At 70.4% G+C, this 25,176-nt stretch carries 22 protein-coding genes; 5 read left to right on the forward strand and 17 right to left on the reverse strand.

Annotated features, from left to right (window positions below; genetic code table 11):
- Window positions 1-15: 15 nt before the first annotated feature.
- From HH310_RS14115 to HH310_RS14160, 10 genes are read right to left on the reverse strand one after another with little or no spacing between them, the layout of a single operon-like run.
- Window positions 16-1,059 carry a polyprenyl synthetase family protein gene (locus HH310_RS14115; protein ID WP_169175976.1) on the reverse strand — a complete coding sequence of 348 codons (1,044 nt, stop codon included), beginning with the start codon at window positions 1,057-1,059 and terminating at the stop codon, window positions 16-18.
- On the reverse strand, window positions 1,056-2,432 hold the full coding sequence (locus tag HH310_RS14120; protein WP_169175977.1) for an alkaline phosphatase family protein: 1,377 nt from the start codon (window positions 2,430-2,432) through the stop codon (window positions 1,056-1,058). The genes HH310_RS14115 and HH310_RS14120 overlap by 4 nt, the downstream gene beginning before the upstream one ends.
- On the reverse strand, window positions 2,429-3,499 hold the full coding sequence (gene eboE, locus HH310_RS14125; RefSeq protein ID WP_169175978.1) for a metabolite traffic protein EboE: 1,071 nt from the start codon (window positions 3,497-3,499) through the stop codon (window positions 2,429-2,431). The genes HH310_RS14120 and eboE overlap by 4 nt, the downstream gene beginning before the upstream one ends.
- Window positions 3,499-4,350: a TatD family hydrolase gene (locus HH310_RS14130; RefSeq protein ID WP_169176126.1), complete on the reverse strand. Its 852-nt coding sequence runs from the start codon at window positions 4,348-4,350 to the stop codon at window positions 3,499-3,501. The genes eboE and HH310_RS14130 overlap by 1 nt, the downstream gene beginning before the upstream one ends.
- Entirely contained in the window at window positions 4,350-4,892 is a 543-nt protein-coding gene (locus HH310_RS14135; protein WP_169175979.1) for an EboA domain-containing protein, read from the reverse strand. Before HH310_RS14135 ends, HH310_RS14130 begins: the two co-directional genes overlap by 1 nt.
- A complete protein-coding gene (locus HH310_RS14140) occupies window positions 4,889-5,716 on the reverse strand; it encodes a sugar phosphate isomerase/epimerase (protein ID WP_169175980.1) in 828 nt (275 codons plus the stop codon). Before HH310_RS14140 ends, HH310_RS14135 begins: the two co-directional genes overlap by 4 nt.
- On the reverse strand, window positions 5,713-6,555 hold the full coding sequence (locus HH310_RS14145; protein WP_169175981.1) for an SCO3242 family prenyltransferase: 843 nt from the start codon (window positions 6,553-6,555) through the stop codon (window positions 5,713-5,715). Before HH310_RS14145 ends, HH310_RS14140 begins: the two co-directional genes overlap by 4 nt.
- A complete protein-coding gene (locus tag HH310_RS14150; protein ID WP_169175982.1) occupies window positions 6,548-7,675 on the reverse strand; it encodes an inositol-3-phosphate synthase in 1,128 nt (375 codons plus the stop codon). The genes HH310_RS14145 and HH310_RS14150 overlap by 8 nt, the downstream gene beginning before the upstream one ends.
- On the reverse strand, window positions 7,672-9,372 hold the full coding sequence (locus tag HH310_RS14155) for a ThuA domain-containing protein (RefSeq protein ID WP_169176127.1): 1,701 nt from the start codon (window positions 9,370-9,372) through the stop codon (window positions 7,672-7,674). Before HH310_RS14155 ends, HH310_RS14150 begins: the two co-directional genes overlap by 4 nt.
- The gene (locus HH310_RS14160; RefSeq protein ID WP_169175983.1) at window positions 9,372-12,164 is read right to left on the reverse strand and encodes a PQQ-dependent sugar dehydrogenase; all 2,793 of its coding nucleotides are present in this window, start codon (window positions 12,162-12,164) and stop codon (window positions 9,372-9,374) included. The genes HH310_RS14155 and HH310_RS14160 overlap by 1 nt, the downstream gene beginning before the upstream one ends.
- A gap of 334 nt (window positions 12,165-12,498) precedes the next feature.
- Here HH310_RS14160 and HH310_RS14165 point away from each other — a divergent pair, with 334 nt between their 5' ends.
- Window positions 12,499-12,642: a hypothetical protein gene (locus HH310_RS14165; protein ID WP_169175984.1), complete on the forward strand. Its 144-nt coding sequence runs from the start codon at window positions 12,499-12,501 to the stop codon at window positions 12,640-12,642.
- 52 nt (window positions 12,643-12,694) lie between these two features.
- On the opposite strand, the gene HH310_RS14170 is transcribed toward HH310_RS14165, so the two are convergent.
- Window positions 12,695-13,324: an FMN reductase gene (locus HH310_RS14170; RefSeq protein ID WP_169175985.1), complete on the reverse strand. Its 630-nt coding sequence runs from the start codon at window positions 13,322-13,324 to the stop codon at window positions 12,695-12,697.
- A complete protein-coding gene (locus tag HH310_RS14175; RefSeq protein WP_169175986.1) occupies window positions 13,321-14,391 on the reverse strand; it encodes a CE1758 family FMN-dependent luciferase-like monooxygenase in 1,071 nt (356 codons plus the stop codon). Before HH310_RS14175 ends, HH310_RS14170 begins: the two co-directional genes overlap by 4 nt.
- Window positions 14,392-14,485: 94 nt before the next feature.
- Here HH310_RS14175 and HH310_RS14180 point away from each other — a divergent pair, with 94 nt between their 5' ends.
- Window positions 14,486-14,812, forward strand: a complete 327-nt coding sequence (locus HH310_RS14180) for a helix-turn-helix domain-containing protein (RefSeq protein WP_169175987.1) — start codon at window positions 14,486-14,488, stop codon at window positions 14,810-14,812.
- 3 nt (window positions 14,813-14,815) lie between these two features.
- Here the strand turns inward: HH310_RS14180 and HH310_RS14185 are convergent, their stop codons facing one another.
- Window positions 14,816-16,273 (reverse strand): MFS transporter, encoded by a 1,458-nt coding sequence (locus HH310_RS14185; protein ID WP_169175988.1) that lies wholly within the window; start codon window positions 16,271-16,273, stop codon window positions 14,816-14,818.
- 276 nt (window positions 16,274-16,549) lie between these two features.
- On the opposite strand from HH310_RS14185, the gene HH310_RS14190 reads away from it, so the two are divergent.
- Window positions 16,550-16,906, forward strand: coding sequence for a helix-turn-helix domain-containing protein (locus HH310_RS14190; protein ID WP_169176128.1), 357 nt, complete (start codon window positions 16,550-16,552; stop codon window positions 16,904-16,906).
- Between the two features lie 14 nt (window positions 16,907-16,920).
- On the opposite strand, the gene HH310_RS14195 is transcribed toward HH310_RS14190, so the two are convergent.
- Both HH310_RS14195 and HH310_RS14200 read right to left on the reverse strand, forming a co-directional pair.
- On the reverse strand, window positions 16,921-18,399 hold the full coding sequence (locus HH310_RS14195) for an MFS transporter (RefSeq protein WP_169175989.1): 1,479 nt from the start codon (window positions 18,397-18,399) through the stop codon (window positions 16,921-16,923).
- Between the two features lie 151 nt (window positions 18,400-18,550).
- Entirely contained in the window at window positions 18,551-19,303 is a 753-nt protein-coding gene (locus HH310_RS14200; protein WP_169175990.1) for a universal stress protein, read from the reverse strand.
- A 263-nt stretch (window positions 19,304-19,566) separates the two neighbouring features.
- On the opposite strand from HH310_RS14200, the gene HH310_RS14205 reads away from it, so the two are divergent.
- Window positions 19,567-21,669 (forward strand): heavy metal translocating P-type ATPase, encoded by a 2,103-nt coding sequence (locus HH310_RS14205; RefSeq protein WP_169176129.1) that lies wholly within the window; start codon window positions 19,567-19,569, stop codon window positions 21,667-21,669.
- A 718-nt stretch (window positions 21,670-22,387) separates the two neighbouring features.
- Here HH310_RS14205 and HH310_RS14210 read toward each other — a convergent pair.
- A complete protein-coding gene (locus HH310_RS14210) occupies window positions 22,388-22,792 on the reverse strand; it encodes a hypothetical protein (RefSeq protein ID WP_169175991.1) in 405 nt (134 codons plus the stop codon).
- A gap of 60 nt (window positions 22,793-22,852) precedes the next feature.
- On the opposite strand from HH310_RS14210, the gene HH310_RS43815 reads away from it, so the two are divergent.
- A complete protein-coding gene (locus tag HH310_RS43815) occupies window positions 22,853-24,835 on the forward strand; it encodes an EAL domain-containing protein (RefSeq protein WP_169175992.1) in 1,983 nt (660 codons plus the stop codon).
- Here the strand turns inward: HH310_RS43815 and HH310_RS14220 are convergent.
- Complete coding sequence (locus HH310_RS14220; RefSeq protein WP_169175993.1) at window positions 24,800-25,171, reverse strand: VOC family protein; 372 nt, start codon at window positions 25,169-25,171, stop codon at window positions 24,800-24,802. The genes HH310_RS43815 and HH310_RS14220 overlap by 36 nt on opposite strands.
- Window positions 25,172-25,176 lie beyond the last annotated feature (5 nt).

Below are 25,176 nucleotides of genomic sequence, written 5' to 3' on the forward strand. Positions count from 1 at the left end.
TCCCGGCCATGATCGTCAGAGCTGGCGCTCCACCGCGGCGTTGGCCAGCACGGACAGCTCCTTCCGGGTCGTCTCGGGCAGCGGGGCCTCGGCCAGCGCCGCCATCGCCGCGTCCGCGCGCACCCGGATCATCTGCTCGATCTTCTCCAGGGCCCGGGTGTCCACGATGATCGCGCGCAGCTCCTGCGCCCCGGACTCGTCCAGGTCCGGGTTGCCGAACAACGCGGCCAGGCGCGCCGACTGGGCCCGGTCCGCCGCGCCCCGGGCCAGCGCCATCATCACCGTCGGCTTGCCCTCACGCAGGTCGTCGAGGACCGACTTGCCGGTCACCGCCGGATCACCGAAGACGCCGAGCACGTCGTCGCGCAACTGGAAGGCGTCGCCCAGCGGGTCGCCGAACTCGATGAACGCCTTGCACAGCTGCGAACTCGCCCCGGCGAGCTGCGCGCCGATCTGCAGCGGCCGGGTCACCGTGTACCGCGCCGCCTTCATCCGGATCACGGTCAGCGCGCTCGCCACCGACCCGTCGCCGACGCTGGACACCAGGTCCAGGTACTGCCCGGCGATCACCTCGGTGCGCATCTGGGCGAACATCCCGTACGCCTGATGGATGCGCCCCGGCGACAGCCCGCACTCGTGGAACATCTTGTCCGCCCACGCCGCACAGAGGTCGCCGCAGAGCAGTGCCGTGTGCAGCCCGAACGCGTGGTGGTCGCCGCGCCAGGCCGACCGGGCGTGCAGGTCGGCGAACAACTCGTGCATGGACGGCTGGCCGCGCCGCAGGTCGCTGCCGTCGATGATGTCGTCGTGGATCAGCGCGAACGCGTGGAACAGTTCCAGCGCCGCCGCCGCGATGATGACCCCCTCGGCGTCGTCGGCGCCGGCCGCCCGCCAGCCCCAGTAGCAGAACGTGGGCCGGATGCGCTTGCCGCCGTCCAGGACGAAGCGCCGCAACGTGTTGGTGACGCCGCGCGGCGCGCCGTCCGGCCACTGTGGATCCTGCCGGTCGATGAACGAGGCGAGCGCGGCGTCGAACCGGTCCCGCAGTTCCACCGTCATCGAGCGAGCCCCAGCAGCAGATCCTTGACCTCGGTGGCCGCGATCTCCGGCCGGACGGCGGACGGATCGGAACACAACAGCATCGGCGCGTCGTCCGGGTCCGAGGGCAGCCGCCCGTGCGACCCGCGCACCGCCCGGGCACCGGCGTCCAGTCCGACCACGCTCATCATGTATCGCATCCCCGTTTTCTTGCGGGCCAGCGCGACCGCCGCCCGCCGTTTGGCCGCGGCCGGCGCGGCCGGGTCGAAGAACAGCTCGGCCGGGTCGTAGCCCGGCTTGCGATGGATCTCCACGAGCCGCGCGAAGTCCGGCGCCACCGCGTCGTCGAGCCAGTAGTAATAGGTGAACCAGGCGTCCGGTTCGGAAACCAGCACCAACTCGCCGGACCGGGCATGATTCAGCCCGTACGCCTGCTTCCCGCCCTCGTCGAGCACGAGGTCCACACCGGGCACCGCGGCACAGATCTTCGCGACCGCGGCCACGTCGGCGGGATCGCGGACGTACACGTGCGCCACCTGATGGTCGGCGACCGCGAACGCCCGCGACGTCCACGGGTCGAGATACTCCATGCCGTCCTGGGTGTAGACCTCCAGCAGGCCCTCGGACCGCAGCACCCGGTTGATGTCGACCGGCCGGCTGACCGGCGTGATGCCGTACTCGGACAGCGCCACCACCGTCGCGCCGCGTGAGGCCGCCGCGGCCAGCAGCGGCGCGAGGACGCGGTCGAGCTCGGCCGCCGCGGCCGCCGCCCGCGGGTCGGACGGGCCGAACCGCTGCAGGTCGTAGTCCAGGTGCGGCACGTAGACCAGCGTCAGATCCGGGTTGTGCGTCTCCATCACCCGCTGGGCGGCCCGGCAGATCCACCGGGACGACGGCATCCCGGCGCCCGGCCCCCAATAGGTGAACAGCGGGAACTCGCCCAGCGCGCCGGTCAGCTCGTCGTGCAGCGACGGCGGGTACGTGTAGCAGTCGGGTTCCTTGCGCCCGTCCGCGTAGTAGATGGGCCGCGGCGTCACCGTCCAGTCCACGTCCATGCCCATGGCGTACCACCAGCAGATGTTCGCCACCGTGTAGCCCGGCTTGTGGCGGCGCGCGGCCTCCCACAGCTTCTCCCCGCCGACCAGCGCGTTGTGCTGCCGCCACAGCAGCACCTCGCCCAGCTCGCGGAAGTACCAGCCGTTGCCGACCACGCCGTGCTCGGCCGGGGTCGCACCGGTCAGGAAGGTGGACTGCACCGAGCAGGTGACCGCGGGCAACACGGTCCGCAGCGGCGCCTGGAAGCCGGTCTCCGCCACCGCCCGCAGATGCGGCATGTGCGCCAGCATCCGCGGCGTCAGCCCGACCACGTCGAGAACCACCAGCGGCGTCGTCATCGGGTCTCCTCCAGCAGGTCGCGGGCGAACGCCAGTTCGGCCGCGATGCCGGCTGCGAGCCCGGCGTCGTCACGCGGCCGCTGATCCTCCGGCAACACCCCCCACGTGTACGTCTCGACGTCGAAATGGTCGCAGCCGGACCCGATCTCCCGTACGGCCTCGCGCAGCACCGGCACGGTCGAGGTGAGCGGCGCGGCCGGTGCGGCGTGCAACGGCACGTGGTAGTGCACCCGCCAGGCGTCGCCCGGCAGGTCCCGGTCCAGGGCCTCGTCCAGGTCGTCGGCGTAGGCGTTAGTCGACGTCCGCGTCTGGTGCAGGAACCGTGGCTCCACGTACGGCCGCAGCGCCGGATCGCCCGCCGGTCCTTCGAGAGCGGCCGACACCTGCACCTTGACGATCGGGATCCCGGCCGTGCGCAGCCGGCCCACCGCGGCCGCCGGGTCCTCCCAGGCGACCGCGAGATGTGCGAGGTCGAGGCACACGCCCAGCACCGAGGTGTCCATCCGGCTCACGTACTCGACCGCCTGCGTGGTGTTCTCGATGAGGCAGCCCGGCTCGGGTTCGAAGCCGACCCGGATCGGCCGGTCCAGCGCGGCCAGCTCCTTGGCCAGCGTGTCGACGTTGCGGTACGCGGCGTCGGCGGCGGCCGGCGGCCACGGTTCCCGCCAGGCCAGCGGCAGCGTCGAGATGGACCCGCGATCCGCGTCGTCCGGCAGCAGATCGACGAGCACGCGGGCCAGATCGAGGGTGTAGGCCAGCCGCTCCGGCGTGGTCCAGTCCGGGTGGTAGACGGCCTGTTTCACCACGGGCGCTTGGAACGCCTCGTACGGGAATCCGTTGAGGGTGACCACCTCCAGGCCGCGAGCGTCGAGTTCGCGCCGCAATCTCCGGCGTTGCTCGGGGGACGCCGCCAGTTCGGCCGCCACCGGTGCCGCCAGCCACAACCCGAGACCGAGAACGTCGGCGTCCAGTTGCCGCCGGATCGGCACGGCGTACGTGTCGAGCTGCGCCACGATGCCGCTGAGGTCCTCGGCCGGGTGCACGTTGGTGCAGTAGCTCAGATGCATCAGCTGCCTCCGCGCAGGATGGAGTTGCCGGCGAAGGTCGCCGCGCCGGATTCCGGGCCGTCCAGCAGCAGCCGCCCGGACTGCCCGTAGAACGCGACCGGGTTACGCCAGAAGAGACGGTCCACGTCGTCCTCGCTGAACCCGCCGTCCAGCATCGCCTCGGCGGTGCGCACGGTGAGCAGCGGATCGGACCGGCCCCAGTCGGCGGCCGAGTTCACCAGCATCCGTTCCAGCCCGTACTCCCGCAGGATGTCCACCATCCGCGGCGGCGACATCTTCGTGTCCGGGTAGATGGAGAAGCCCGCCCACACCCCGGCGTCCAGCGCGGGCCCGACGGTCACCTCGTTGAGATGGTCGAGCACGACGCGGCCCGCGTCGATGCCGGATTCCTTGATGACGTCGACGCTGCGGAGCGTTCCGCGCGCCTTGTCCCGGTGCGGGGTGTGCACGAGCGCGGGCAGGTCGTGCGAGACGGCGAGGGCGAGCTGCGCGGCGAACGCGGCGTCCTCCTCGGGCGTCATCGAGTCGTAGCCGATCTCGCCGACCGCGACCACGCCGTCCTTCGCCAGGTATCGGGGAAGCAGGTCGAGCACCGGCCGGCAACGCGGGTCGTTGGCCTCCTTGGGGTTGAGCGCGATGGTGGCGTGGTGCCGGATGCCGAACTGGGCGGCCCTAAACGGTTCCCAGCCGACCAGCGAGTCGAAGTAGTCGGTGAACGACGAGGGCCCGGTGCGCGGCTGGCCGAGCCAGAACGCGGGCTCGACGATCGCGCGCACCCCGGCCGCGGCCATCTTCTCGTAGTCGTCGGTGGTGCGCGAGGTCATGTGGATGTGGGGGTCGAAGATGCGCATCATGCCTCCTTGTGAGCGACCAGCAGGGCCAGGGCGTCGGCCGGGACCTCCCGTCCGGCCGCGGTTCTCTCCTGCGCGAAGGCGGCGAGCATGGCGGCCAGCTCGTCGTCGGCGCGCTCGGTCAGCCCATGCACCGTGGCCAGCGGAACACCCATGAACACACACTTGAGTACGCCCTGCCGCCAGGCCGCGTCGTCGAGGTGCTCGGCGTACGGCCCGAGCGCGGCCGCCACCAGCCGGGTGTCGTTGGTGCGCAACGCGTCGTGCAGCAGCGGCACCCCCTCGCTGCCGATGGCGAGCAGGGGCAGCGCCTTGAGCACCGCCCGTTTCTCGTCCGCGTCCCCGTACCGGTAGGCGGCCTCGGCCTCGGCGAACGGCGCGCTCGCGAGCAACAGCGCCCGGGCGGCCTCGTCGGCGGTCCAGCCGGGCAGACCGGGAAGCGGGTCCCGCCCCCAGCGGCGGCCGGCGGCCGGGAACTGGGTCGCGACGTCGCCGGACGGGTCGTCGCCGAGGGCTTTCCGTAGTTCGTTCAATGTGGTCATGGTGCCGCCTTCCGGAGGAACTCGATCGATTGCGCGGCCACCGTTGGCGCGGCGTGCGAGTGCCGGGGCAGTTCCACCGCGACCAGGCCGCGGTATCCGGTGTCGCGCAGGGCCGCCAGCACCGGCGGGAAGTCGATCTCCCCGGTGCCGAACTCGAGGTGCTCGTGCACGCCGCGCCGCATGTCGTCGATCTGCACGTTGACCAGGTGGGGACCGGCGTCGCGGACCACCGCCGGGACCGGCTGCGGTTCCAGGCACCGGCAGTGTCCGATGTCGAGGGTGAGGCCGAAGCCGGGCGGCCGGCCCAGGTCGGCGTAGAGCCGGTGCCAGGCCGCGATGTCCGGCACCAGCATCCCCGGCTCGGGTTCGAAGCCCAGCGTCACGCCCGCGGCGGCCGCGACCGAGACCATCCGGGCGCAGCCGTCGACCAGCCGGTCCCAGGCGTCCGGCGTGTCCGGTGGCCGGATCCCGGCCCAGAACGAGACGGCCTCGGCCCCCAGGTCGGCGCCGATCTGAACGGCCCGCCGCAGGTATTCGAGGCGGGCGGTGCGGTCGTCGTGCATCAGCGTCGGCGAGTGCTTGTGCCACGGGTCCAGCAGGTAGCGGGCACCGGTCTCGATCACCACGGCCAGGCCGAGCCGGTCGAGGTCGGCCGCGACCGCCGCGGTGCGCGCCGCCAGGCCGGCACCGAACGGGTCGAGGTGATTGGTGTCCAGGGTCAGCGCCACCCCGTCGTAGCCGAGGTCCGCGATGACCCGCAGCGCCTCCGGCAGCCGATGGTTGCCGAAGCCGTTGGTCCCGTAGCCGAATCGAAGGGCGTTCATGTTGGCGACACCACCTTGGCCAGGCGCCGGGCGAGCGGTGCCGCGGCGGCCACCGCCATCCCGGCGACCGGGGCGCCGGCACGGGCCGCGAGCGCCCCCTGCAGCGGCGGCATCTCGGTGATCCCGGTGCCGACCGCCGCCCGCAGGCGGGCGGGCGACGGTTCCTCGGCCGCCCGGATCTGCGCCGCGCCGTACCGGGCCGCGTACCAGGCGGCCAGCGCACCGGACAGCCCCGGCCGCCGGCCCGCGGCGGCGGCCGCCACAGCGATCGTGCCGGCCAGCGTGACCCGCGGCAGGACCTTGTCCGAGCCGGACACCTCGTGCCGCGACAGGGCGGTGACGGTGTAGGTGTGCGCGGCCACCGTCAGCGCCGCCGGCACGGCACGCCCCAACGAGCCGCCGCTGGCGCCGAGCAGCACGTCCAGCCCCCGGCACGCGGCCATCACGAGCGGGCCGGCGGCCGTGTTCTTCGCCTTCAGGTCGTACGCCCAGATCGCCGTGACCAGCGGAACCGCGACCGCCGTCGCGCGACGCCCGCCGGACAACGCCGCCAGCGCGAGCCCCGCCACGGTGAGGCCGCCCGCGGTGAGCACGGCCTGCCGCGGCGTGATCCGCCCGGACGGGATGGGACGCTCCGGCCGCTCCTTCGCGTCCAGTTCCCGGTCGGCCCAGTCGTTGGCGGCCATCCCACCCCAGTAGAGGCTCACCGACGCGACGGCCAGCCCGGCCGTGCGCGGGCCCAGCGTCCCGGCCGCCGCCGCCCCGGCGATGGTGTCGCCGGGCACGGACAGGGCCGCCGGAGCGCGGACCAGGGCGACCAGCGCGCGCCAGTCAGCCATCGGCTAACTCCCGGGCGAACCGGGACAGCAGCGCCCACTGCTCGGACAGGGCGTGCGGGACGTCGCCGATCGGGTCCTTGAAGAAGAACGCCAGCTCGGTGAGCGGCCCGCTACGCCCGGCCGCGTGCGCGGCCGCGGTGAGCCGCGCGATGTCGATCACGAGCGGCGCGGCCAGCGCCGAGTCGCAGCCGTGCCAGCTGAACTCCATCCGCATCCCGATGCCGAGGAACCCGGTGAAGGTGATCAGATCCCACGCCGTCTTGAAGTCGCCGATGTCGTCCACGAACTCGATGTGGCTGCTGCCCTGCGGCTGGTAGCCCAGGGTCTCGGCGAGCACCCGCTGCTTGCTGCCGGCCTTCGCGGCGTTGGCGGCCGGGTCGGCCAGGTTCGCGCCGTCGCCGCCGCCCAGCAGGTTGGTGCCGGCCCAGGTGCGCACCCGCAGGTTCCGCATCGCGAACATCGGCGCCAGCACGGACTTGACCAGGGTCTCCCCGGTCTTGCCGTCCCGGCCGCCGTACGGCAGCCCGCGTTGCAGCGCCATCTCGTGCAGCGCCGGCAGCCGGGCGCCCGTCGACGGCGTGAAGTCGACGAACGGGCACCCGGCCAGGAACGCCGCGTACGCGTTGAGCGCGCTGGACGGCAGCACCTGGCCGGACAGCGCATCCTCCAGCGCGTCGAGGCTGTCGAAGGCCGGGTGCGGGGCCGGAACCGGTTCGGTGGACGACACGTTGATCACCACCACGCGGTCCAGGCCGAATTCATCCCGAAATTTCGTGATGTCTTGTGCTATGAGGTCAGCGGTCTCGCGTTGCGTGGCCGCCGTGGGCACCGGCTTGATCCGGTCCTGCAAGGCGGTGATCTCGGTGCCGAGCGCATGGCTGATCCGCGCGGGCATCACCCCGGCGGCGACCAGCGATTCCACCTTCTTCTCCAAGGGGACACAAACCACGTCGTGCCCGCCGAACACGAGGTCGCCGAAGGCGGGCAGGGACGGGTTGTCCAGCAGATGGGTCACGCTGCCGAACGGTTCGGTCAGGCCGGCCCGCAGAGCGGCCGCCCCGACAGCGCTGGTCACGGCCACCGAGCCGCGCGCGCCGATCAGCCATACGCCAGTCGTCATACTCCGTATACCTCCAGTCCGAACAGGGAGTAACCCCACGGCGTACCGCGCGTCGTTCCGTAGATGCGCACGTATCTGCCCTGGGCGGTGAGCCCGGTGATGTCGTCCTCGCCGCCGTTGCCCCCGGTCACCGACCGCGCGGTGGTCCAGGTGTTGCCATCGGCCGAGGTCTGGATCTGGTAGGCCGACCCGTACGCGGCCTCCCACACCAGCCGGACCCGGTTGATCGTCGCGGTCGCGCCGAGGTCGACGCGGATCCACTGCGGATCGGAGAAAGCACTCGACCATCGGGTGGTCGCCGACGAGTCGACGGCCGCCGAGGCCGGGTAGGCGGCCGACTCCACGCTGGACGCGGTGGCCGGCTTACCCAGAGCCAGGTTGGTCGGATTGGGCACGCCGAGCTCTTTGACGCGCACGTTCCGGAACGCCACCTGATCGGCGGCGCTGTGGTTCTGGATCCCGATGTAGCCGTCCAGGTCGCGCGCCGGGTCGGTGTTGGTGAAATCGTTGACGAGCGACCCGTTCAGATAGACCCGGATCCGCTGGCCCTCGACCAGGATCTCGTAGGTGTTCCATTGGCCGGGCGGATTCAGCGCCGCATCGCGGGCCGCGATGTCGGCCGACTTGAACGTATAGATCGATCCGGTGGTGCGGTCCGCCGCGTCGGTCGCGTCGATCTGGATCTCGTAGCCCTGGTTGACCGCGACCCACGGATCGTTGCCGGGGTTGGGGAAGCCGACGAAGATGCCGGAGTTGCTGTCCCCGGTGAGCTTCCAGTCGGCCTTCAGCGAGTAGGACGTGAACTGCTTGGCGTTGTACCAGAGCAGCCCCATGCCACCGGTCGAGGCGAGCGTGGCGTCGGTGTTGGTGAAGCTGCCCGGCCCGGCCTGCTGCCAGCCGGTGGTGGATCCGTTGTACAGCGCGGTGTAGCCGGTCTCCGGGCGGCAGTCGGCGTGTGCGCGCTTGGCCGAGTACCGAATCCCGCCGAGTAACTGACTACGGAAGTTCGTCTCGGCGTACGACTGCTGGGTGTGCCCGAAGCCGGTGTAGAAGGACCGGCCGGAATCAATCGTCTTGCACCAGGTGATCGGGTGGTCGCCGCCCATCGTGCCGCCGGAGTAGGACGACTCGTCCAGCGTGGCGAGCACCCGGGCGGTGTCGCGCGGGTTGGTGCGGTAGTTGTAGAGCTCGTCGGTCCGCGTCCAGGTCTGCGGCAGGTGCGCGGTCGCCGGATGCGCCCGGTTCTCGGTCTTCGAGTTGACCTGCTGGATCGCCGGGTGCGAGGCGAAGTACGCGCCGACCAGCTGACCGTAGAAGGGCCAGTCGTATTCGGTGTCGGCGGCCGCGTGTACGCCGACAAAACCCCCACCCCCTCTGATGTACGCCTCGAAGGCCGTCTGCTGGGCCGCGTTGAGCACGTCCCCGGTGGTGCTGAGGAACACGACCGCCTCGTACTGCGCGAGGTTGGCCGTGGTGAACGCTGCGGCGTCCTCGGTCGCGGTCACCGTGAAGTTGTTGGCGGCGCCCAGATCCCGGATCGTCTGGATGCCCACCGGGATGGCGTCGTGCCGGAACCCGGCGGTCTTCGAGAAGACCAGCACGTCATAGGGCGCGTCGGCGGCGGATGCCGGCCCGGCGTGCAGCGTGCATGCGGCGAGGGCGATCCCGGCGACCGCACTCGCGAGAAGTCTGCGCATCATGGGAGAGTCCACTTCTGGTTGGCTGCCGTGGCGGAGCAGGTCGCGAGCTGCACGACGGTGCTGTCCGCGGATCCGGTGCCGGCCACCGCGAGACACTTGCCGGAGGCCGGGTTGCGCAGCGTGCCGTCGCTCTGGGCGGCCCAGTTCTGCGCGCCCGTCGCGTTACAGGTGTAGAGCTGGATCTTCGTGCCGTCGGTGGTGCCGGCGCCCGCAACGTCCAGGCACTTCCCCAGTGCCCGCAGGGTCTGGCCGGACTTGCTCCAGGTCTGCGCCGCACTGCCGTTGCACGTGTAGAGCTGGATCTGGGTGCCGTCCAGGGTGGCCGCGCCCCGCACGTCCAGACACTTGCCGGCGAGCCCCTTGACCGGACCCGCACCGCCGGAGGCCGTGCCGGTCACGAACGTGAAACTGTCCACATCAAACAGTGCAGCGGTCCCGGTGCCGGCGAACGTCAGGTACAGCGAGGTCGTCCCGGCCGGCGCGCCGGAGATCGCTCCGCTCACCGTCGCGAACGTCTCCCAGCTTCCGGTCGACGTGACCGCGGCCGAGCCGATGACCGTGCCGGTCGGCGAGCCGGTGCGGATCTGCAGCGTGCCACCGGACCCGCCGGACGAGACGCGGGCCGTGAACGACGTGGCGTTCGAGAGCTTGTACGGATCGAACTGGATCCAGTCACCGTTGTTGATGTCACCGACGGTCTGGCCACCCTCGGCCGTGGTCTTGCTGAACTTGTTGACCCCGGACGCGGTCTTGTAATGCTCGGCCTGCCGGTGCTTGGGCGCCAGCAGGTTCTGCGCGTGCGTGGTCAGCCCGCCGTTGTCCGTGTAGGAAGCGTCGAAGATCGGGAAGATGTTCGCCGCGTCGTCGTGCTCGCCGTCGACCGGGATCGTGATGGTCCCGGAGCAGCCGGTCTGCGCGGTGATCTGGTGCGCGTGCTGGTCGTGGCCGAGCACGTAGGCCATCGTCACCCGCGAGCAGTCGATGGCCCCGTCCTCCGGGTCGGTGACCGTGACGCTCCACGGCACGCTGTCGCCGAAGGCCGCGAGCTGCCCCGCCGCCGGGCTGTTGATGGTCACCGTCGGCGCGGTGTTGCCGACGCTCACGATGACGCTGGACGTGCCGGTCGCGCCTAGCGGGTCGCGGACCGTCAGCGTGGCCGTGTACGTCCCGTTCCCGGTGTACGTCTTGGTGGGGTTCGCCGCGGTCGAGGTGGTGCCGTCGCCGAACGCCCACGAGTAGGTCAGCGCGCCACCCTCCGGATCGCTGCTGCCCGCCGACGAGAACGCCACCGTCAGCGGCGCCGCGCCGGAGGTCTTGTTCGCGCTCGCCACCGCGGTCGGCGCCCGGTTGCCGCCGCCCACGTAGTCGTAGCGGTACAGCGCCGAGTTCGCGTCGCCGTTGAAATACCCGGTGCCGTAGTCGAGGACGTAGAGCGAGCCGTCCCCCCCGAACGCCATGTCCATGACCTGCTTGCCGTTCCACGGGAACGTCTCGATCGTGCCGGGTGTGCCGTCCGCGTTCACGGTGACCGGCTTGATCCAGCCGCGGCCGAACTCGCCGGCGAAGAACTTGCCGGACATCGACTGCGGGAACTTCGTGGTGGACGGGTTGGCCGCGTCGTAGCGGTAGACCGGGCCGCCCATCGGCGACTCGGAACCGCCACCGAACTCGGGCGGGGACCCGGCGTCACCCGCGTACCGGATCCAGGCCGGCCGGGCCGCGGGAAGCGTGCCCAGACCGGTGTTGTGCGCCGAGTTGTTGGTGGCGCCGGCCGCACAGCCGAACTTCGGCCCGGTCGCGTTGGTGGCGAAGTTCCACTCGTTGTACGTCTCGGTGCTCGTGTTGGTGCCGGTGCAGTACGGCCAGCCGTAGTTGCCGGCCGAGGTGATCCGGTTGAACTCGACCTGCCCGGAGGGTCCGCGGTCGGCCTGCGTGGTGCCCGCGTCCGGCCCGTAGTCACCGAGGTAGACCACGCCGGTGGCCTTGTCCACGCTCATCCGGAACGGGTTGCGGAACCCCATCGCGTAGATCTCCGGACGCGTACCGGCGGTGCCCGGCGCGAACAGGTTGCCGCCCGGGATCCCGTACGAGCCGTCGGGGTTGACCTTGATCCGCAGCACCTTGCCGCGCAGGTCGTTGGTGTTGCCCGCGGAGCGCTGCGCGTCATACGCCGGATTGCGGTCGGCACGCTCGTCGAGCGGCGAGTATCCGGCCGACTCGAACGGGTTGGTGTCGTCGCCGGTGGACAGGTAGAGGTTGCCGGCCGCGTCGAAGTCCATGTCGCCGCCGACGTGGCAGCACATGCCCCGGCTGGTCGGCACGTCCAGGACGCGCACCTCGCTGGCCGTGTTCAGCGTGAAGTCGGCGTTGAGCGTGAACCGGGAGAGCCGGTTGACGCCGGCCCAGGTCTGCCAGGTCGCCGCCGTGCCGGACGCCGGAGCGTCACCGGCGGGCGTCGAAAGCGGCGGCGCGTAGTAGAGGTAGACGTAGCGGTTGGTGGCGAACCCGGGGTCGGCCGCCACGCCCTGCAACCCCTCCTCGTCGTGGGTGTAGACCGGGATGGTCGCGATCACCGAGGTGTTGCCGGCGGCGTCGGTACGCCGGAGCCGGCCGTCGCGGGCGGTGTGCAGGACCGATCGGTCGGGCAGCACGGTCATCGCCATCGGCTCGCCGGTCTCGGCGACCCCCTTGGCGAGGGTGACCTGCTGGTAGTCCGCGGGATTGACGTCCGCTGCGGCCGGGGACGCCGGCACGGACACGAGCACGCCGGTGAGCAGCGCGAACAACATCGACCAAGATCGATGTCTGGAGAATGGTCTGGTCACTGGATCCCTTCCTGACGTCGGGGTGTAGCCAGGCGGGCACCGCGGCCGGGGAATGCCGCGGCGGAGCGTTTCGCGGGAAACGCTCGCGTTGCAGTGACGTTAAGGACTAACGGTTCTCGATGTCCATACTTTCATGACTCAATGACGAAACTTTCTCTTCATACGTCAAAAGCTGCCGGTACCTACATCACACCTGCGAACCATTCGAGACGGTAACGCGTTGTAGAGAATCATGAAGCGCTGGACCAGGTTTGTGCTGCAAGCATTGGTAGCACTCGGTGACGCAGAGTATCCGTACGTGACCCGGCATCCCTTCCTGATCCCCCGGCCCAGCCGGAAGCTCGTGGACGACGCCTTCTGGGCGATCGTCACACGGCAGTGGGAGACCGCGGTGCGACCGCCGCGGGGCCGGCTCTCTCAGTCGCCGAGCGAAGCGATCTGAGGGCGTAGTTCGCCCGGGACCCCATCCGACAACGGCGTCGGCTGGGGTTCGGTCAGTCCCCCAGTTCGCGGGCGATGAGCGCGTCGAAATCCGGGGCGTCGGCGAACGGGTCGAACGCCTTGGCCGGGTCCCGCCGGTGCACCTCGGCGCTCAGCTCGCCGGCCGCGCGGTCGAGCCGCCGGCGCAGGGTTCCCTCGGCGGTGTTGCCCGCGCCCCAGTCCTCGGGGGCGGCGAAGACCGCGGTCGGCATGACGGCGGCGCGCAGGTAGGTGAACATCGGCCGCATCGCGTGTTCCAGCATCAGCGAGTGCCGGCCGGTGCCGCCGGAGGCCGCGATCAGCACCGGCTTACCGACCAGCGCCTCCTCGTCCAGCACGTCGATGAACATCTTGATCAGGCTGCTGTAGGTACCGGCGAACGTGGGCGTCACGACGATCAGACCGTCGGCGGCCGATACCTCGTCGAGCACCTCGCGGAACTCCCCGGACGGGAAGCCCACCAGCAGGTGGTTCAGCGCCGCACGGGCGTACTCGCGTACCTCAAGGGTGTTGACCTGTGGTTTCTCGCCCAGCGCCTCGAGCTCGCGCGCCGTGGCCTCGGCAAGGCGGTCGGCCAGCAGGCGGGTGGACGACGGGATGCGCAGCCCCGCCGACAGCACGACGATCCGCTTGGCCTCGCTCACCTCGCGGCCGCCTTGAGCGACTCGTGGGTGGGCGCGTCCGGGACGTGGCCGGGCCGCCCGACCGCGAACTCCTTGCGCAGCACCTGGACGATCTCGCCGAGCGTGTCGAGCTGCTCGAGGACGCTCTGGTGCGGGATGCCCATGCCGTCGACGTTGAACAACTGCCGCTGGTAGTCGCCGGCGTACCCCCGAAAGCCGAGGATCTGGTCGATGACCTGCTGCGGGCTGCCCACCGACAACGGCGTCTCCCGGATCATCTCCTCCAGCGACGGGCCGCCGCCGTAAACCGGGGAACGATCGAAGTAGGGCCGGAACTCGCGCCGCGCGTCCTGCGACTTCTCCCGCACGTAGATCTGGCCGCCCAGCCCGACGATGGCCTGGTCGGCGGGCCCGTGCCCGTAGTGCTCGAAGCGCTCGCGGTAGTGCCCGATCATGCGCCCGGTGTGCGACGCCGGCCAGAAGATGTTGTTGTGGAAGAAGCCGTCGCCGTAGTAGGCGGCCTGCTCGGCGACCTCCATGCTGCGGATCGAGCCGTGCCAGACGAACGGCGGGATCCCGTCGAGCGGGCGCGGCGTCGAGGTGAACGACTGCAGCGGCGTGCGGTATTTACCCTCCCAGTCCACCACGTCCTCGCGCCACAACCGCCGGACCAGCGCGTAGTTCTCCAGCGTCAGCGGGATGCCGGCGCGGATGTCCTGGCCGAACCATGGATAGACGGCCCCCGTGTTGCCCCGTCCGAGCATGAGATCGACGCGGCCGTCCGCGAGGTGCTGCAGCATCGCGTAGTCCTCGGCGATCTTCACCGGATCATTCGTGGTGATCAGCGTGGTCGACGTGGACAGGATGATCCGGCTGGTCCGGGCCGCGATGTGGCCCAGCACGGTGGTGGGTGACGACGGGATGAACGGCGGGTTGTGGTGCTCGCCCAGCGCGAAGACGTCCAGACCGATCTCCTCGGCCTTGATCGCGTACTCGATGATCCGCTTCAGCCGCTCGTGCTCGGTCGGCGTGTTCCCCGAGATGGGGTCGCGCGCGAGGTCGCCGACTCCGAAGATCCCGAACTGCATCTCGTCACCTCTCAGGTAATTGACGCGTCAATACTGGCTCGCATCCGATTGACATGTCAACTACAGCGAGATTTCTCACGTTACGCTTCAGCCCGTGATCGAGGAGAAGTGCTTGCAGGTCCACGAGGTCATGCGCGAGAAGGTGCAGACCGCACTGGACACCCTCGGTCGCCGCTGGACGGGGGAGGTGCTCGCAGCCGGGATTCTCGGCGCGCGGCGTTACGGCGAGTACCGGCGCGCGATCGGCGGCGTCTCCGACCGGATGCTCACCGTGCGGCTCCGCGAGCTGGAGACCCTCGGCCTGCTCACCCGCACCGTGGTGCCGACCTCGCCGGTGCAGGTGCTCTACACACCCACCCGGCGCGGCATCGAGCTGATGTCCGCGATCAAGCCGCTGGTCGCGTGGGGTAAGCAGGCCTAGGCCTCAGTCGCCCAACACGGGCTCCAAGTTCGTCACCTCGGCCCTGACCGGTGCCGGCACGCGACGGCCGTCCGAGGAGCGCAACCCGATCAGCGCCACCAGCGCCGCCGCCACCATGATCACCGCGGCGATCCCGAACCCGCGGTCGAATCCCTTGGTCAGCGCCTCGGCCGCGCCGGTGCCGTGTGCCACCAGATCACCCGTGTACGCCGCGGCGATCGAGCTCAGCACGGCCAGGCCGATGGCCGCGCCCAGTTGCTGCGAGGTGTTGATGAGGCCGGACGCGAGCCCGCTCTCGGCCGGTCGCACCCCGGCCGACGCGACCAGGAACAGCGCCGCGAAGGCGAAGCCGGCACCGATCGCGGTCAGCAGCAGGCCCGGCAGCACGCCCGCCAGGTACGAGCTGTCCGGTCCGAGGAAGCTCAGCGCGAGCAGCCCGGCCGCCTCGATGAGCAGCCCGAGCCAGATCGCGAGCTTCGGCCCCCGCGATACGATGATCTTCTGGGCGACCTTGCCCGCCACGAACATCGCGGCCGGCCAGGGCAGGTAGGACAGCCCGTTCTTGATCGGGCTGTAGTCCTTGACCTCGGCCAGATACAGCGTCGGGAAGAACATCATCACCCAGAGGCCGCCCCGCATCCCGAACATGGACAGGTTCGCCACCGACAGCGACCGCAGCCGGAACAGGCCGAGCCGCACCAGCGGCTGCCGGGACACCACCTCGATCACGAAGAACAGCGCGATCAGGACGACCGCGGCGGCCAGGATGCCCAGCACCTTGCCCGAGCCCCAGCCCCACGCCTCGGCGTTCACGATGCCGTACACCAGGGGCAGCAGTCCGGCCGTGATGGTGACCGCGCCCGGCAGGTCCACCCGGTTCTTCTGCCCTTCCAGGCGGTACCGGCTGTTCGGCACCACGCGCAGCGCCCCGATGATCGCGACGGCCGCGATCGGCACGTTCACCAGGAAGACGGCGCGCCAGTCGAGCCACTCGGTGAGCACCCCGCCGGCCAGGATGCCGGCCGCGCTGCCGGACGCGGTGATCGCACTGAACGAGCCGAGCGCCTTGGCCCGCTCGCCGACGTTCTCGAAGGTGACGATGATGATCGACAGCACCGCGGGTGAGACCAGGGCGCCGCCGAGGCCCTGCACCGCGCGGCCGACGATCAACGTGGACGGGTTCTGTGCCAGCCCGTTGACCAGCGACGACAGCCCGAACAACAGCAGCCCGGCGATGAACAGCCGCTGCCTGCCGAACAGGTCACCGGCCCGGCCGCCGAACAGCAGAAAACCCCCGAACAGCAGGATGTACGCGTTGATCACCCACTGCAGCTGGGTCTGGCTGCCGAAGCCCAGATTCGTGGAGATCGACGGTAGTGCCACCGTCACGATCGTCGCGTCCAGCACGACCATGAACTGTCCGATGAGAACGATCCAAAGAATCGCTTTCGACCTTGCCATTGACTCCCCCAGAAACGATTTCTCGTGCCGTTCGAGGGTTGGCGATCGACGGTCCGGCGGCAAACCGCTCATACGCTACGTACCGCCGGCGCCGGTCCGGTACGTACCGCCGGGCGGGTTTCGGTAAGTGACTTCACTTTTTGCCATAACCAGAAACTTGCCGATTGGGCACGTCAGAGCTGCTGTCGCCAGGTTGACATGTCAATCATAGCGACGTTCGTCACGTGAACCTTGTGGATCAGCCGCTCGGTGGGGACTCTTTGTCCCGTGACCGTGATGGATGAGTGCGTTGAAGCCCAGGACGTCATGCAGAGCGTGCAGGGCGTCCTCGATACGCTCGCCCGCCGCTGGACCGGAGAACTACTGATGGCCGGGACGGAGGGGGCGCGGCGGTTCCGTGAATACCGGCGTGCTGTCCCCGGCATCTCCGACCGGATGCTGACCTTGCGTCTTCGGGAACTCGAGACGCTGGGCCTGCTGTCCCGGACGGTGGTGCCGAGCACGCCGGTGCAAGTGTTGTACGCACCCACCAAGCACGCCGCCGAACTCCTGGAGGCCGTGCGGCCGCTGGTCCGGTGGGGCACGCAACACATGGCAAAGGCGGGGGCACAAGTAGTCGCCCCCGCCTCCTGACCACTTCCGTTGCCCTAGTCGCCCATCGCGGGCTCGAGAGCGACGGACGGCACCTCGTCGGGCGACGGCTCCACCGGCGTCTCCTCGGGGGTATGCCGGCCGTCGCGAGCCCGAAGCCCGAGGAAGGCGACGAGCGCCGAGGCCACCAGAACGGCCGCGCCGATCATGAAGCCGCGGTCGAAGCCCTTGACCAAGGCGTCGTTCGCCGGGGTGCCATCGGCGACCAGGCTGCTGGTGTACGCCGCCGCGACCGAGGCCAGGATGGCCAGGCCGATCGCGCTACCCAGCTGCTGCGAGGTGTTGATGAGACCGGAGGCGAGTCCGCTCTCCTCCGGCTTCACGCCGACCGACGCCACCAAGAACAGCGACGCCCAGGCGAAGCCCGCGCCGATCGCGGTCAGCAGCATGCCGGGCAGGAAGTCGCCGGCGTAGTTGCTCGTCGGGTGGACGAAGCCCAGCCAGAAAAGACCGCCCGCGATGATGAGCAGACCGGGCCACAGCGCCGCCTTCGGTCCCGCCTTTCCGATGAGCTTCTGAGCGAACGTGCTGGCCACCGCCATCGCGGCCGGCCACGGCAGGAACGCCAGGCCCACCTTGATCGGGCTGTAGCCCTTGATCTCCGCCCAGTACAGCACCGGGAAGAACATCATCACGAAGACGCCGCCGGTCATCAGGAGCATCGAGCCGTTCGAGACCGCCAGCGCCCGGTGCCGGAAAATGCCCAGCCGGACCAGCGGCTGCTTGGACACCGACTCGATCACGAAGAACGCCACGATCAGAGCGGCCGCCCCGGCCACGAAGCCGATGAACTTGCCCGAACCCCAGCCCCAGTCGTCCGCGTTCACGATGGCGTACACCAGGAGCATCAGACCGGCCGTGATGGTGACCGCGCCCGGCAGGTCCATCCGGTTCTTCTGTCCTTCGATACGGTGCCGGCTGTTCGCGACCACCTTGATCGCGCCGATGATGGCGATCGCCGCGATCGGCACGTTCACCAGGAAGATGGCGCGCCAGTCGACCCACTCGGTGAGGATGCCTCCGGCCAGCATGCCGGCGCCGCTGCCGGATGCGGTGACCGCGCTGAAGGCGCCCAGCGCCTTGGTGCGATCCTTCACGCTCTCGAACGTGACCAGGATGATCGACAGCACGGCGGGCGAGGTGAGCGCGCCACCGAGGCCCTGCACCGCGCGGCCGACGATCAGCGTCTCGGAGTTCTGCGCGAGGCCGTTGACCAAGGACGACAGGCCGAAAAGCGCCAACCCGATGATGAACAGGCGCTGACGGCCCAGGAGGTCACCGGCCCGGCCGCCGAACAACAGGAAGCCGCCGAACAGCAGAATGTAGGCATTGATGACCCACTGCAGCTGCGTCTGGCTGTCGAAATGCAAACCGGATTGGATGGACGGCAATGCCACCGTCACGATGGTCGCGTCGAGCACGACCATGAACTGAGCGATGAGGACGATCCAAAGGACCGCCTTGGATCTCGCCATTTTGGTTCCCCCCATAAGGATGAACGCCGGCCGGATCCCCCACCGGCCGTGCGATCCCAGGGTTCGCGATCTCCAAGGCGTTAACAAACTGCCCTTTAGTTACTTACCGAACCGGGGCTTTCGTTTAGTGGCCTCGATTGCTCCGCAGTAGTCAGCGGGCGATGAAGACCGGGCAGTCCGACCTGTCGAGCAGGCGGGAACCGACCGATCCGAGCATGACTCCCTCGTAGCCGTGCCGGCGAGGCGCGACCACGACGAGCTGCGCGTCGCGCGAGCGCTGCACCAGCACCTTGTCCGGGCGCCCGGAGATGACCTCGCTTTCGACGGCGACCTGCGGGTACTTGCCGCGCCACACGTCCAGGCCGGGCACCGCCGGCTCCCGCCCGTCGGTCTTGGCGGTGACCGTCACGACGGGCACTCCGCGCAGCGCCGCCATCTCGAAGGCGCGGCCGAGGACGGCGTCCGCCGCGCCCTCGTCGATCCCGGCGATCACCGGCCCGGCGTCCGCGCCGGAGCGGCCGCGGACCACCACGACGCAACACTTGGCCTGGGTGGCGACCTGGGTCTGGACCGACCCGGCGTGCAGCCCCGGGAAGCGCCCGGCCCGGCGCTCGCCGACGACCAGCATGGCCGAGTCCTCGGCGGCGTGCAGCAGGATCGGCACCGCGTACCCGTGCATGCCCATCGTGATCATCTCGACCTCGGGGGCGGCGCTGCGGGCATGCGCGGCGGCGTCGTGCACCACGGCCGCGGGCTGATCCTCGTCGGCGCTGGGCGTCCGCGGGTAGGCGGTGAGGATGCGCAGCTCGACGCCGCGCCGCTGGGCTTCCGCGGCGGCCCATCGCACCGCGGCGACCGCGCTCGGCGATCCGTCGGCACCCACCACGATCCGAGTCTTCTCCATGGCCGCCTCCCAGCCGGGTTGTGCTCGACAACACTTCCAATGTCTTCCTCGCCACTGCCAAATGACAAGGCGAATCCACCTCCGGCCCGACCTTGTCCCCAGGTGAAATTTCCGACACCCGGAAGGCGGCTCGGCTTCCGTCCGGTACCCCCAGGGGGTATATGTTGGTCGGCATGAGCGACGGAATGGGCAACGGAGGCCACGCGGGCCATCACAGCGCCGCGTCGCCGAACGACGCGGCGGCCGAGCACGCCGAGCACGGGATGGCCGAGCACGCGGACCACGGGATGGCCGGGCACGCGGACCACGGGATGGCGGGGCACGGCGGCCATGGCGCGCACGCCGGGCACGACCCCGCCGTGTTTCGGCGAAAGCTCTGGCTCAGCCTCGTCCTGACCATTCCCATCGTGCTGACCAGCGACATGGTCATGGGCTGGTTCGGCTACTCGCTCGACTTCCCGGGCGTCTCCTGGATCGCCCCGGTCCTCGGCACCGCCGTCTTCTTCTACGGCGGCTGGCCCTTCCTGAGCGGCGCGGCCGCCGAGATCCGCAGTCGCGCACCCGGCATGATGATGCTGATCTCGATGGCGATCACGGTCGCCTACGTGGCCTCCATCCTCACCGCCTTCGACGTGTTCGCCCTGGACTTCTGGTGGGAGCTCGCGGCCCTGGTCACGGTCATGCTCTTCGGCCACTGGCAGGAGATGAAGGCGGTCGTCCAGGCACAGGGCGCCCTCTCCGCGCTGGCCGCCCTGCTCCCCGACGAGGCCGAGCGCCTCACCGCCGACGGCACCACCGAACGCGTACGGCTGGACGCCTTGGTTGTCGGCGATCGCGTGCTGGTGCGATCGGGCGCCCGGGTCCCCGCGGACGGCCACATCGTCGACGGCGCCGCCGAGATGGACGAGTCGATGATCACCGGCGAGTCGCGCCCGGTGTCGCGGCAGATCGACGACCGTGTCGTGGCCGGCACGGTGGCCACCGACTCGGCGATCCGCGTGCGGGTGGACGCGGTCGGCGAGGACACCGCGCTCGCCGGCATCGGCCGCCTGGTCGCCGAGGCGCAGGCGGCCGGCTCCCGCGCTCAGGTGCTGGCCGACCGCTTCGCCGCCTGGTTGTTCTTCGTCGCCACCGGGGTCGGCCTCATCACCTTCATCACCTGGGCGGCGCTGGGCGAGGTCGGGCAGGGCGTCGAACGCACCGTGACGGTCCTGGTCATCGCCTGCCCGCACGCCTTGGGCCTGGCCATCCCGCTGGTGATCGCGCTGTCCACGGCGATCTCCGCGCGAGCCGGCATCCTGGTCAAGGACCGGCTGGCGCTGGAGCGGATGCGCACGGTCCAGGCCGTCCTCTTCGACAAGACCGGCACCCTCACCAAGGGCGAGCACTCTTTACGGGCGGTGGCCGCGGCCCCGGGCCACCCCGAGGACGAGGTGCTCCGCCTCGCCGCGGCGGTCGAGGCCGACAGCGAGCACCCGCTCGCCAAGGCCTTGGTGGCAGCAAGGAAGCGCAGCGTCGCCAACGACCTGGTGGCGGGCGTGCCGGAGCATCCGGTGGCCACCGGCTTTCGCTCGCTGACCGGGCGCGGCGTGCAGGCCAGCGTCGCCGGCCACCCGTACGCCGTCGGCGGCCCGGCCCTGCTGCGCGAGCTCGGCGTGACGGCTCCCAACGATCTGGCCGATTGGTCACGGCGAGGCGCGGTGCTCCTGCATCTGGTCGATCTTTCCGGTACGCCCGAGGTGGTCGGCGCCTTCGCCCTGGAGGACGCGGTACGCCCGGAGGCCCGCGCGGCGATCGCCGAACTGCGCTCGGAAGGCGTCGCCAAGATCGTGATGATCACCGGTGACGCCCGCCCGGTGGCCGAGGCCGTGGCCGCCGACCTGGGTTTCCGGCCGGGCGTGGACGAGGTCTTCGCCGAGGTGCTCCCCGCCGACAAGGACCGCGCGGTCGCCGACCTGCAGTCCCGCGGCCTGACCGTGGCGATGGTCGGCGACGGCGTGAACGACGCACCCGCGCTGGCCCGCGCCGACGTCGGCCTGGCCATCGGCGCCGGCACCGACGTCGCCATCGAGTCGGCCGGCGTCGTCCTGGCCTCCTCGGACCCGCGCGGGGTGGCCAGCGTCATCAGGCTGTCCCGAGCCTCGTACCGCAAAATGATCCAGAACCTGGCCTGGGCCACCGGCTACAACGTCATCGCCATCCCGCTGGCCGCCGGCGTGCTGGCCGCGGTCGGCTTCACCCTGAGCCCGGCGATCGGCGCCCTGCTGATGAGTGGCTCCACGATCGTGGTCGCCCTGAACGCCCAGCTCCTCCGCCGCCTCCACCTCACACCCAGGTCGCCGGTCGAGGCGCCGCCACAAGATTGACAAGCGCCCGGTCAACCTTCCCACCAGATCGCGGCCGCCGTCGTGGCGCGCCGAGGAGACCATTGGCCGAGTCGGTTTAGTGGCAGCCGCACGTGCCGCACAAGCACGGCGACCGGGCTGCTCGACGCGCCGGGCCATCCCACTGACTGGGACCACGCCGTCGCATCGTGGGCTTTCGGTGAATCTTGGAAACTTGCGCCCACATGCGAGCCCCAACTCTCCAAGGTTCACTTCAGGCCCGAGAAAGCCGCCGGGCGAAAGCCTCATAGCGCGACAATTGCTCTCTCCACAATGGACGCCAGTCTCACATGACGGACGTCGGGTCCACGACGTGGTCGCCGGTCTCGGTATGCGGCCGCCAGTCCCACATGATGGAACACCACGCGCCACCTGCCCGGTGTAGCGGGCCGGAGGCCGGATCGCCGCGATGCCTGGGGTCACCGGCATGAAACTGGCGGCACGGCAACCCGGCGGCGCGGCGCTGCACGGCAACGTGGTGGCCCAGCTGGTCACCAAAAATGGGCCATGCGGGGGCGGCGCCTAGCCTCCGATGCCCGTGGTGTGACCCGGTGTGCCACTTGCTTCGGGGTGTCGCGGTGGGCGCTACGCGCGCGCCGCGGTGGGCACCGGCCGCCGAAGGGCCTTCGCGCGTCGTTCAGCGCTCCGACCCGCGTCGCCGATCCCGCTGAGCCCCGCTACCCGGGCGTCGCCGTCGGCGCTATCCGCGTGTCACTGCCCACGCCACGCCCACCGCGGCGGCGTCCTCGGCCAGCGCCGCCGGGATCCCCGGCCGGTATTTACGCCAGGCCGCCCCCGCATAGCTCGCCCCCAGTGCGGCGGCGCCGGCTGCGAGCGCGGACGGCAACACCGGCCGGCCATGACGGCGGGCCAGCAGAGCACCGGCCAGCGCCCCGGCCGCGACCCGGCCGGTCAGTTCGGGCTGGTGCAGGCGGCTGGGCGTACCGGGAAGCTTGTCGCCGATCAGCTCGCCCAGCGCGCCGGCCGCGGTGACCGCCCGGAGCCAGCCGCCGCGGCGCAGGGCCAGCATGGCCAAGGGGGTGAGGCTGCGCGCGCCGGACGCGGCGCCCAGGGCCGCCGAGCGGACCAGGAAGCTATCGACCATGATCGCCAAGCTACCCGCGCCCGGCTCAGCCCGAGAGGCCGGTGTGCCGATAGTGGCGACGTGCGGACTTTTCTCGCCCGGCGGCGCCCGGGTGGCCCCGAGGCGCCGGTCGGGGGTGCCTCACGGTGGCGGCTGGGCCTGCTGTGGCTGATGATCATCAGCGCGATCACGGTGACCGGGGTGAGCGCCGTGGCGATCACCGAGCTGCAGCGCAAGGCCGAGCGCGCCGGCGAACTGCAGGATCTCCTGAACGACATGAAGGTCGCCGCCTGGCAGCAGAGCACGCTCACCTCGCAGGCCGTCATGGCGCACGCGCTGACGCCGGCCGCGGAGCGCCGCCGCGACGAGATCGACGAGGCCGTCGACGCGATCGGGAACGAGTTCGAGGACCGCGACCCGGGCAGTGCCCAGGCCCGTGCGGTGCAAGCGGCGTACATCGTCTACGACACCGCGGTCGACGAGGAGTTCGACCTCTTCGCCGAGAACGACATCGCGGGCGCGCAACGCATCCAGGCCGAGCGGTCCGATCCGGCCTTCCAGGCGCTGACCGCCGAGCTCGAAAGGGCCGACCGGCATTATCAGGAGGCGGCCGACCGGGCCGGCACCCGCGCCCAGGTCGGGACCGCGCTGATCCTGGCCGCCGCCGCCCTGATCATGGTCGTCCTGGTGGGACAGTCGCACCGGGTGCGCTCCCGTGCTTTCCGGCGGGCCACCTTCCAGGCGTCGCACGATGCGCTGACCGGTCTGCCGAACCGCGTGATGCTGCACGAGCGCATCGCGGCCGCCGCGGATCCGGCCGGCGAGCAGATCGGCGCGGCGCTGCTGCTCATCGACCTGGACCGGTTCAAGGAGGTCAACGACACCCTCGGGCACCATTACGGCGATCAGCTCCTGATCCAGGTCGCCCGCCGGATGCAGGGGGTGCTGCGCCGCGACGAGATGGTCGCCCGGCTCGGCGGCGACGAGTTCGCCATCCTGCTACCGGGCGTGACCGAGAGCAAGGACGTCGCGTCGGTCGCGGACCGGCTGCACGACGCGCTGGACCAGCCGTTCCCGCTCGACGGGATCAACCTGACCGTGGGCGGCAGTATCGGCGCGGCCCTGTGCCCCGAGCACGGCAACACCGCCGACGAGCTGCTGCAGCGCGCGGACATCGCGATGTACGCCGCGAAGACGAACCGCACCGGCTACATGCTGTTCAACGCGAGCCAGGACAGCAGCGACCCGCGCAAGCTCACCCTCGCCAGCGAACTGCGCCGCGGCATCGAACAGGGCGAACTCGTGCTGCACTACCAGCCCAAGGTGGACGCCCAGACCAGCGAGGTGCTCGGCGCCGAGGCCCTGGTCCGCTGGCAGCACCCGGAGCACGGCATGATCCCGCCGGACGAGTTCATCCCGCTCGCCGAGCACACCGGCCTGATCACCCCGCTGACCCGTTTCGTCCTGGACGCCGCGATACAGCAGTGCCGGTCCTGGCGATTGGGCGGCCACGAGATCCCGGTCGCCGTCAACGTGTCCACCCACCGGCTGCTGGACCTCGCGTTCCCGGCCGAGGTCGCCAACCTGCTCGCCCGCTGGGAGTTGCCGGCCCGTCTGCTCACGCTCGAGATCACCGAGAGCGCCATCATGGCCGACCCGGACCGGGCGCTGGAGGTCGTCCAGCAACTGCACGCGCTGGGTGTCAGCCTCTCGATCGACGACTTCGGCACCGGCTACAGCTCGATGGCGTACCTGAAGAATCTGCCGGTCGACGAGTTGAAGATCGACCGCTCGTTCGTCAGCAGCATGACCACCAACGAGCGGGACGCGGTGATCGTGCGGTCCACCGTCGAGCTCGGCCGCAACCTGGGCCTGCACGTCATCGCGGAGGGCGTGGAGGACATCGCCACCTGGAACGAGCTGGACGCGGTCGGCTGCCATGCCATCCAGGGCTACTACGTCTCCCGCCCGGTGACGCCTGGCCAGCTGGAGGAGTGGCTGAACCGGCAGCCGACCACCGCCCCGGGGTCAGCCGTTGGGGCGGGAGGCGAGCGCCTGCAGTGACCACTTGTTGCCGTCCGGGTCACTGAAGTAGACGAAGTTGCCCCACGGCTGTACGTCCACGTCGCTGGCCTGGACGCCGGCGTCGAGCAGCTGCTTGCGGGCCACCTCGGCGTCGGCGACCACCACCTGGATCTGCTGCGTGCCCGGGGTCATGTCGGTGACGCCCTCGCCGACGACGATCGAGCACGCCGAGCCTGGCGGCGTGAGCTGCACGAACCGTAAGCCCTCCTGCACCTGGTGGTCGTGGTCGGCGTTGAAGCCCACGCTCTGATAGAAGTCCTTCGCCCGATCGACATCGGTCACGGGCACCGGGATGAGTTCGATTTTCCAGTCCATCCGCT

It is taken from the genome of Actinoplanes sp. TBRC 11911 (assembly GCF_012933445.1).
In the GTDB taxonomy this organism is placed as follows: Bacteria; Actinomycetota; Actinomycetes; order Mycobacteriales; family Micromonosporaceae; genus Actinoplanes.